The organism is Mycobacterium sp. (genome assembly GCF_035653355.1).
In the GTDB taxonomy this organism is placed as follows: domain Bacteria; phylum Actinomycetota; class Actinomycetes; order Mycobacteriales; family Mycobacteriaceae; genus Mycobacterium.
Genome location: NZ_DASRBZ010000417.1, coordinates 1 through 8,867, shown reverse-complemented (window position 1 = coordinate 8,867; position 8,867 = coordinate 1). Strand labels below are relative to the sequence as shown.

Below are 8,867 nucleotides of genomic sequence, written 5' to 3'. Positions count from 1 at the left end.
CGGCGGTGGCGTGTACGCGTTGGACACCAGACGCCGTGCCGGTGGCGGCTTGGGTGGCGCGCGGGCAGGTGCACCGTGGGCGCGCCGACGTGGCAGGCGCCTCGACGCCCGCACGACTACTGCCGACTCCGGCTGGCGTGGAACGCGGGGCGGCGCGCCGTGGAGCCGCTGGTGGCGAAATCGCCGACTCGGCCGGCGGTGAATGGCGACACTGCCGAGCGCCCGGCACCTGTTGCGGGCAAAGGACCTAGCGGACAGCCGCTACTTCGAACCGCTATCGGTGGCTGAGCTTGCGCGCGCTGCCGGGCTGTCGAAGGCGCATTTCAGCCGAGAGTTCAGCCGGACTTTCGGCGAGACGCCGCACCAATACCTGTTGACCCGCCGGTTGGAGCGGGCGGCAGCGCTGCTGCGGACAACGGATTGGCCGGTTGCCAGGATCTGCTTCGCGGTCGGATGGGGAAGCGTGGGGTCATTCACGACCAGCTTCCGGCGGATGTTCGGCCAGACCCCTACCGACTACCGGGCCGCGTGGCCACCCGCTGCCCGCTTTGTGCGGATACCGCTGTGCGTCGCGAAAGCCTATGGGAGGCCGCAGAACCGCACGTTTCGAGAAGACGGCGGCTGAGCGCTTTCTCTACGCTTCCTCGCAGTAGCTTAGGAGGAAGCCAGTTGATCAAGATCGCCAACGCCCAGTTCTGGGTGCATGACCAAGACGATGCTCTCGACTTCTACACCAAGACGCTGGGCTGGGAGGTCCGCTCCGATGTCACGATGGAGGCATGGCAGTTCCGGTGGCTGGTGGTGGGCCCGTCGGGCCAACCTGACGTCGGACTGGTTCTGATGCCGGTGCCCGGGCCGCCAATGCTGGACGCGGCGGCCAGCGCTGCGCTCTCCAACCTAGTGGCCAAGGGCGCGGGCGGAACCCTCTTCTTGGAGACCGATGACTGTCAGGCGAGCTATGAGGAACTGTCGGCTCGCGGCGTGGTGTTCAACGACCCGCCCACCGTGCAGCCGTACGGCATCGACACGTCCTTTCGGGATCCGTCGGGCAACAACATCCGGTTGACGCAGGTGCTGGAGTTCGACCCGACCAGGACGCCGGCCTGACGAATCGGCTACTGCATTTGGGTCGACATGCCGCTATCGGCGGATGTCGAGTGTCGGCGCGGCACCGGTAGCAGCATCGGCACCTGTCTGCGGTAGTCGCGGTACTGGTATCCCAGCGCAGCCAGTAGATCCCGCTCTTCCAGCTGCACGGCGACAAGGATGTATCCGGTAGTAGCGACCGCGAAAAGCAGGTGCCCTGCGGTCATCGTCGGTGCCGCCCAGAACGCGATGATGAATCCGACCATCAGTGGGTGACGAACCACTCGGTACAGCAGCGGCGCGCGAAACTGGATGTCGCTGAGCGGTTTTCCACGCCAGAACGAATACACCTGCCGTAGCCCGAATAAGTCAACATGGCTGATCATGAACGTCGACGCGAACGCGATCGCCCACCCGAGCCAGAACAGCACCCACAATCCCAGCCGGCCCGCCGGCGACGAGACATGCCAAATCTCGGTCGGCATTGATCGCCACTGCCAATACAGCAGAAACAGCACCAAACTCGACAGCAGCACATAGGTGCTGCGCTCCACGGGCTGTGGCACGATTCGCGTCCACCACCGTTTGAACGCCGGCCGCGCCATGACGCTGTGCTGGACAGCGAACAGGCCGAGCAACAGTAGATTCACCACGACGGCTTCGCCGATGGGGGCAGCGACACCATGATCGACGGTCCGCGGGACCACGATGCTGCCGACGAACCCGATGGCATACAGGAAGGACACGACGAAGATCACGTAGCTCGCCGCCCCATAACAGACCGCTAATATCCGATTGACCTTTGTCATGCCGCTGGACCTCCTCGTCCGACGTAAACCACTATTCCGCTCTCCCGGAGAAGCGGAATAGCGTAACCACCTACTCGAACGTTCGTTACGAGCTGATGGTTCACCGCAGCTCTGCCGCTACACATGGGGCGTTTGCCTCAATTGCTGTCCAATACTGACGGCGCGACGAGCCCGTGCTGCATCGCGTACAAACTGGCGCCGATGCGGTTTGACACCCCGATCTTGGCGTAAGCCCGCTCGACGTGGTTGCGAGCGGTCTTCTCGCTGATCACCAGCGCCGCGGCGATTTCCTTGTTCGATGCCCCCCGGGCCACCAAACGGAGCACCTCGGCTTCTCGGCCGGTCAACCCGCCCGGCCGCGGATTGGGTCGCTCAGTGCGGCGGCCGGCTGCATGCAGGACGGCGTCGACTGCGACCGGATCCATGCCGCCGGCTTGGACGTCTTGGCGCAGGCGGCGTTCTGCCGCTTCCGGTGGCAGCTCGGCACGGTACGGCCGCGGTTCACGCGCTGACTGGTAGCGGACCGCGGCGGCCAGCAGGCGGTCCGGGAGGCCCAGCGCGGCACCGGTGAGGCCGCGCGGGTATCCCGAACCGTCCAGGTGCTCATGGTGGTTGCCGGCTAGCTGGGCGACGCGCTCCAAGCCGCGGACCCGACTGAGGATCCGCACGGTCAGATACGGATGCAAACGCACCCGCTCGAATTCGCTTGCGGTCAACGGACGCGCCGCGGACCAGATTTGGTTGGACACCCCGATACGGCCCAGGTCGTGGACGTATCCGGCGCGGCGAGTCAATGCCACCGCATCGGCATCAAGGTCGACGACCAAGGCCGCGTCCGCGGCAAGGCGGGCCACCGCTTGCGAATGGCCAAGTGTGAAGGGGCATTTCAGGTCGACAAAGTCGCCGAGCGCTATTAGAAGAGCATCGAGCGACTGCGCGTCCAGCCGGTGGTGGCGGTCAGGTGCTTCCCGCAACGCGACCGCCCATACGTCACCGGCGGGCGGGCCTGCCAAAATGGCCTCCGGTTGTTCGAGGAAGCCGTCGACGATGTGTGGGTCGAACTGGCCGCCTCGCCGGCTGCGTGCCATGGCCACCGCGCCGTCGATGCCGTAAGCGCGCTGGTGAATCTCGGCCATGTCGGCGAGCTGGGCGATCCGCATCGGCAGCGGAATGTCTTCGCCGCGAGCGCCATTGGGCAGCCCTCCCCCGTCGTAGCGTTCGAAGGCAAATGCCAACGCGGCCTGCACATCCGGACTCAAGCCGATGCGCTGCGCCAGCAGCGTCGCCGATGCACAGTGCGATCGGACCAGACGAGCCAGGTGGCCACGTGCGTTGGCGAACAGTGCCGCCATGACACTCAGCCTGCGCATCAGCGGCTCGCCGCGGGCGACGTTGCTGAGCAAGAACCGCAGATAAGGCAGGCCCGCCCAGTCAACCAGCGCGGAATCGCGGCGGACCGCGATGTCGTCGCCGAACCATCGGGCGTATTCGTGGGAGTCGGCGTGACACCCAATCCACATCACCAGGTTCGTGTAGTAGGTGCAGTCACGCTGTTCCCGGGTGAGTCCTAGCCGATCGGCGATCCTCGTGCCGATTAGCGCGGCACGAAGCATGTGCTCACTGGGTTGACCGAGGCCGAGATCGATCGCCACCGATAGTGCGGCGAGCACCTCGGCACGACTGGGCGGCTCTGACTCGCGTGGGTCAGGACCGCCCGGCTGGCAGGCCATTCATCGATTCTGACGCCGCCGGGTCCACTTCGGGGTCATATCCGCTGCGTACCTGCAGAAAAGCAGGTGCAGGAACCGGGCCGCGGCCTACGGCGTTACGGGAGCGCGGCGAGGTGATCTGCCCACCCGGTAGCCGGCGGGAAAAGACATCTCGATCACTCGAAGCTGGTGGTTGGCTTTCGACTCGAGCTCCAGGACGATGCAGCTGTCGCTGACGGCCTTGGACTCGAGAACTGTGTAGTGCTGACCGCCACCGTTGACGTCGGTGATCGGGTCACCTGAGCGCAATGCCTCGACGGGCACCAGTTCGGGGGTTGGATGTGGCTCCACACGCGCAACGCTAGGCCAACCAAGCCGGCGACGGGACGCTTTCACCGATACGGTCTGCGGTGTCTGCTCCGCTAGCGCGATGTCTCATTTGCTCCTCAACTGCTCTTCGACGCGGTCGAGAAACTCGTCGACGTCATCTTCGTTGTAACCACGCTTGCCGATGGGCGGCTTGTTGAACGCCACGTTATGGACATCGTCTGCGGTGAGCGTGCTGGCTGTCGGATCACGCAGCGCTGCCTCAACGCTGTCCAGGAACTCGTCGACCTCGTCTTCGTTGTAACCACGCTTGCCGATGGGCGGCTTACGAAAGGCCACGTCGCGAACATCGTCTGCGGTCAGAGAACCGTATGGCGGTACTACCCCAGCCGCTGGCCGCGCATGCACCTGTTCGATGGGCGGCGGCTCATAACCGTGCGTCGTTGCGTCGGATGGACGCTTCTTCTTTCCGAACAGCGACATGACACCCTCCTCGACCCCCGACTCGTAAGCTACCCGTCGCAATCGTCGTCTTCATCGCCGTTGCAAAGAGCTTTTCGGGATGGTGGAAAACGTTGATGCGCGGCTGACCGCGGTCTAGATGCGGAGGCGGGTCCCCGCCTGCCGGCGCTACCGGCAGTCTGCCGTGATGGCGATAACTCATTCAGCACACACCACTCCGGTACGTGCTCTGGACACGGTGGCGTTAAGCAGTGGCTGACAAACTGACACCGCACGACCGGTAGCGGGCTAACCGTCGAGTGCTAAGTCTTTGCGGAACCGCCGCATGCCGTCGACTTTTTCTGCCAGGGTGGCGTCCGGTCCGGTGTAGAACATCCACGGCATCGTCAGGATCCCGGTGATGCCGGCGGCCTCGGCGCGCTGGTAGTCGGCGATCGTGACGGCGTCGGTCAACGGCGTCAAGATGGTGAAACCCTCCAGCGGCAAGCCGTTTTCGAGGCGCAGCGCACTCAGCCTGCCTGCCGCCTCGATGGCGCGCTCGGTTTTGATCAGGTCACCGATCCAGCCGTCGTTGCGGGCCGCACGGCGAAACGCGATCTCACTCAGGCCGCCGACATAAACGGGTATCCGCGGCGGCGTCGGCTCCATCTCCAAGCGCGGCGTTTGGTAGAACTCGCCGCGGAACTCCGTCCAGCCGTGCTGCCACAGCTCGCGCATCAAGTCGAGCATTTCGTCGGTGCGTTTGCCGCGAGCGTCGAACCGTTGCTCCATCAACGCGAACTCCTCCGCGCACCATCCCACACCGATGCCGAGCTCGACCCGACCACCCGCCAAAACCGCAGCAGTGCCAATGGCTTTGGCCGCCAGGTACGGATTGCGCATAGCCGGGATGTAGACGGTGGTGACGAACCGAAGCCGGGTGGTCACCTGGGCAAGCGCACCGATCAACACCCACGGATCAGGCCAGTCGGTGAAGGGCTCCCAGCGCCGCTGCCCGTCTTTGGTGTACGGATAGGGCGTGGCCAGCGTTTCCAAATTGACGACGTGGTCCGGGATTCCAATCCCGTCGTAACCCAGCTCGTCGGCAGCCTTGGCGATCTCCACGATCTCGTGGGTCTTCAGAAACGCGGTGCTGATGTAGTACTTCATCGGATTTCCCGCGCCCATGCCGGCATGACGAAAATCCCCTCGGCCTCCACGGTCACGCCAGAGGAATCCGAAATGGTTCCCCCGACAAAGGTTTTGACGCTCTCAGTGCGCTCGATGGCCGCTTCCGCGCGCAGGGTGCCCAGTGGAGTGCCGCGCAGGTACTTCACCGCGATGGTCCCGGTGAACAGCGGCTTGGTCAGGCCTTCACTGGCCGCCTCACCGAGAATGTGGTCCAGCACTAGCGCGCAAACACCGCCGTGCACCAGACCGGGCGGCCCCTCATACGCGGCGCCCAGGTTGAACTCGCTCCAACAGCGACCGCCGTCGTGGTGGATGGTCAGCGGCGGGGCGATCGGGTTGCGCATGCCGATCACTGCGTTGCCCCACGCCAGCGGGCGTCCCTCGACGACGTAGCGCACCCCGGCCGTCGGGCTGAGCTGGCTGGCGCGCAGTTTCTCGGTCACGGCTTCTATCGCGATGCGCGCATCCTCGATGGTGTCGGCGTCGACCTGAGTTCGGATGGTGGCATCGATGAGATCGCGGACGGCATCGGTCAACGGGCCGTATAACGCCGCCAGCCGACCGTGCTCCTCGGCGCTGATCGTCTCGTACGCGGTGTCCACCCGAGGCCTCCTGCCGTTTGCCGCCGGGATTCGGATGACCGGCGCCATCCGTCCTTACTAACAAGAGGGCTTCGCCGCGCCGCAGTAGGGGCCGCCTCAACTTCCGAAGACCTTGCGCACGACAGCTTTCGCCCGCCGAGTGACCCGCAGATAGTTGTCCAGAAACTCGTTGCCGTCGTCGTTGGGCCACCCGGCGGCGGCCGCGACGGCGTTGAGCTGCCGACCCGGCCCCGGCAACTGGTCGGTGGGCTTGCCCCGCACCAATACCAGCGCGTTGCGGGCGCGGGTCGCCGTCAGCCAGGTCTCCCGCAGCAGCTCCACGTCGGACTCGCTGAGCAGTTGGGCCTCAGCGATCGCGTCGAGGCTTTCCAGTGTCGAGGTGTTATGCAGCCCCGCGATGTCGTGGGCGTGCTGCAGCTGCAGCAGCTGCACGGTCCACTCGATGTCGGCCAGTCCGCCGCGCCCCAACTTGGTGTGCCTATTCGGGTCTGCGCCGCGTGGCAAGCGTTCGGCGTCGACGCGGGCTTTGATGCGGCGAATCTCGCGCACCGTCTCCGCCGAGATGCCGCCGGCGGGATACCGCGTCGTGTCAGCCATCGTCATGAAGCGCTGGCCGAGGTCCGGGTCACCGGCAACCGCATGCGCTCGCAGTAGCGCCTGGATCTCCCACGGTTGCGCCCACTGGTCGTAGTAGGCGGTGTAGGAGGCCAGTGTCCGCACCAACGGGCCGTTGCGGCCCTCCGGCCGCAGATCCATGTCGAGTTCCAGCGGCGGGTCAGCACTGGGAGTGCCTAGCAGCGCCCGGACCTGTTCGGCGACGGATGCCGACCAGCGCACCGCATCAGCGTCGCTGACACCCTCGACCGGCTCGCAGACGAACATCACGTCGGCATCCGACCCATAGCCCAGCTCGCCTCCGCCGAGCCGGCCCATCCCGATCACCGCGATGCGTGCCGGGGCACCGCCGGCTCCGTCGTCTGGCAGGTTGACCCGGATCACCGCCTCGAGCGCGGCCTGCAGCACCGCCACCCACACCGACGTCAGCGCCCCGCACACATCGGTGACCTCGAGCATCCCCAGCAGGTCGGCAGAGGCGATGCGGGCCAGCTCCCGCCGGCGCAGGCTGCGGGCGGCGGCGATCGCCCGCATCGGGTCGGCGTGCCGGCTCGCCGAGGCGATCAGCCCGTGGTCCACTGCGCCGGGTTCCACCTCGAGCAGCTTGGGACCGGACGGCCCGTCACCGTACTGCTGAATGACCTCCGGTGCGCGCATCAGCAGCTCCGGTACGTAGGCGGAAACACCGAGCACATGCATCAGCCGCTTGGCCACCGCGGGCTTGTCCCGCAGCGTGGACAGGTACCAGCGATGCCCGGCCAGCGCCTCGCTGAGCCTGCGGTACGCCAGCAGCCCGCCGTCAGGATTGGGGGTAGCCGACAACCAATCCAGCAGCCTGGGCAGCAGCACCGACTGGACGCGTCCGCGTCGCCCGCTCTCGTTGGTCAGCGCGGCCAGGTGTGTCAGCGCGCTCTGCGGCGCTTCGTAGCCCAGCGCGGCCAGCTGACGCTCGGCAGCATCCGGCGTCATGCCGCGCAGCTCCAAACCGGCCGGCCTGACCGATTCCAGCAGCGGCTGATAGAACAGCTTCGCGTGCAGCCGCGACACCCGCACGTTGTGTCGCCGGAGCTCTTCGCGCAGCACCCCCAGCGCATCGTGGCGCCCGTCGGGACGGACGTGGGCCGCGCGGGCCAGCCAGCGCAGCGCCTCGTCGTCCTCGGGCGGTGGCAGCATGTGGGTGCGCTTGAGCCGCTGCAGCTGCAGCCGGTGCTCAAGCAGCCGGAGGAACTCGTAGGAGGCGGTCAGGTTCGCCGCATCGTCGCGGGCGATGTAGCCACCGGCACCGAGCGCCGCCAGCGCGTCGACGGTGGAGGCCACATGAAGCGACTCGTCGGTGCGCCCGTGCACCAGCTGCAGCAGCTGCACCGCGAACTCGACGTCGCGCAATCCCCCAGTGCCAAGCTTGATTTCGCGACTCCGAACGGCGGCCGGCACCATCTCCTCGACCCGGCGCCGCATGGCCTGCACCTCCGCGACGAAGTCTTCGCGCTCGGAGGCACGCCAGACCATCGGACTCACCGCAGCCATGTAGCGCTCGCCGAGCTCACGATCACCGGCGGCCGGCCGGGCCTTGAGTAGCGCCTGGAACTCCCAGGTCTTCGCCCACCGCTGGTAGTAGGCGATGTGCGACTCCACGGTGCGGACCAGTTCACCGTGGCGGCCTTCTGGGCGCAGCGCGGCGTCCACCTCGAAGCAGGCTTCCGAGGCCACCCGCATCATCTCCCGGGCGACGCGGGTGCTGACGGGGTCGGCGCGCTCGGCGACGAAGATAACGTCGACGTCGCTGACATAATTCAATTCGCGTGCACCGCATTTGCCCATCGCGATGACCGCCAGCCGCGGCGGTGGCTCGTCGCCGCAGATTGTTCTCTCCGCGACGACCAGCGCCGCGGCCAGCGCGGCGTCTGCCATGTCCGCCAGGTGAGCGCCGATCGCGCTGAACGCCAGCACCGGCTCGTCTTCAACCGTCGGAGCCAAGTCAAGTGCGGCCAGCATCAGCAGCTGGTCGCGGTAGCACGTGCGCAACTCGGATATGACTGCGTCGCTTGGGTTTTCGGTAACACAGTTGAGGAAAATCCGGCGCAGCT

10 protein-coding genes and 2 pseudogenes are annotated in these 8,867 nt (G+C 66.3%); 4 read left to right on the top strand and 8 right to left on the bottom strand.

The window, feature by feature from the left end; translation table 11 throughout:
- The 3 genes from VFA16_RS14440 to VFA16_RS14430 all read left to right on the top strand — a co-directional run.
- The coding region (locus VFA16_RS14440) for a hypothetical protein (RefSeq protein WP_324968476.1) at nt 1-202 on the top strand (202 nt) is incomplete at its 5' end.
- Entirely contained in the window at nt 203-625 is a 423-nt protein-coding gene (locus VFA16_RS14435) for an AraC family transcriptional regulator (RefSeq protein WP_324968475.1), read from the top strand. It begins immediately after the preceding gene.
- Between the two features lie 44 nt (nt 626-669).
- Nucleotides 670-1,107, top strand: a complete 438-nt coding sequence (locus VFA16_RS14430; RefSeq protein WP_324968474.1) for a VOC family protein — start codon at nt 670-672, stop codon at nt 1,105-1,107.
- Between the two features lie 8 nt (nt 1,108-1,115).
- Here VFA16_RS14430 and mddA read toward each other — a convergent pair whose 3' ends face one another.
- From mddA to VFA16_RS14405, 5 genes and pseudogenes are all read right to left on the bottom strand, one after another.
- Nucleotides 1,116-1,895: a methanethiol S-methyltransferase gene (gene mddA / locus VFA16_RS14425; RefSeq protein WP_324968473.1), complete on the bottom strand. Its 780-nt coding sequence runs from the start codon at nt 1,893-1,895 to the stop codon at nt 1,116-1,118.
- 137 nt (nt 1,896-2,032) lie between these two features.
- Nucleotides 2,033-3,625, bottom strand: coding sequence for an HD domain-containing phosphohydrolase (locus VFA16_RS14420; RefSeq protein WP_324968472.1), 1,593 nt, complete (start codon nt 3,623-3,625; stop codon nt 2,033-2,035).
- 87 nt (nt 3,626-3,712) lie between these two features.
- Complete coding sequence (locus VFA16_RS14415) at nt 3,713-3,955, bottom strand: hypothetical protein (RefSeq protein WP_324968471.1); 243 nt, start codon at nt 3,953-3,955, stop codon at nt 3,713-3,715.
- Between the two features lie 84 nt (nt 3,956-4,039).
- A pseudogene (locus VFA16_RS14410) lies at nt 4,040-4,150 on the bottom strand (DivIVA domain-containing protein); the annotation flags it as partial.
- A gap of 33 nt (nt 4,151-4,183) precedes the next feature.
- Nucleotides 4,184-4,294 (bottom strand): annotated as a pseudogene (locus VFA16_RS14405) (DivIVA domain-containing protein); the annotation flags it as partial.
- Between the two features lie 258 nt (nt 4,295-4,552).
- Between VFA16_RS14405 and VFA16_RS14400 the strand changes: the two are divergent.
- Entirely contained in the window at nt 4,553-4,660 is a 108-nt protein-coding gene (locus tag VFA16_RS14400; RefSeq protein ID WP_324968477.1) for a DUF3761 domain-containing protein, read from the top strand.
- A 21-nt stretch (nt 4,661-4,681) separates the two neighbouring features.
- On the opposite strand, the gene VFA16_RS14395 is transcribed toward VFA16_RS14400, so the two are convergent.
- The 3 genes from VFA16_RS14395 to VFA16_RS14385 form a co-directional block, all read right to left on the bottom strand.
- The gene (locus tag VFA16_RS14395) at nt 4,682-5,542 is read right to left on the bottom strand and encodes a TIGR03619 family F420-dependent LLM class oxidoreductase (protein WP_324968470.1); all 861 of its coding nucleotides are present in this window, start codon (nt 5,540-5,542) and stop codon (nt 4,682-4,684) included.
- Entirely contained in the window at nt 5,539-6,213 is a 675-nt protein-coding gene (locus VFA16_RS14390) for a PaaI family thioesterase (RefSeq protein ID WP_324968469.1), read from the bottom strand. The genes VFA16_RS14395 and VFA16_RS14390 overlap by 4 nt, the downstream gene beginning before the upstream one ends.
- A gap of 48 nt (nt 6,214-6,261) precedes the next feature.
- A partial coding sequence (locus VFA16_RS14385; protein ID WP_324968468.1) for a bifunctional [glutamine synthetase] adenylyltransferase/[glutamine synthetase]-adenylyl-L-tyrosine phosphorylase occupies nt 6,262-8,867 on the bottom strand: 2,606 nt, incomplete at its 5' end.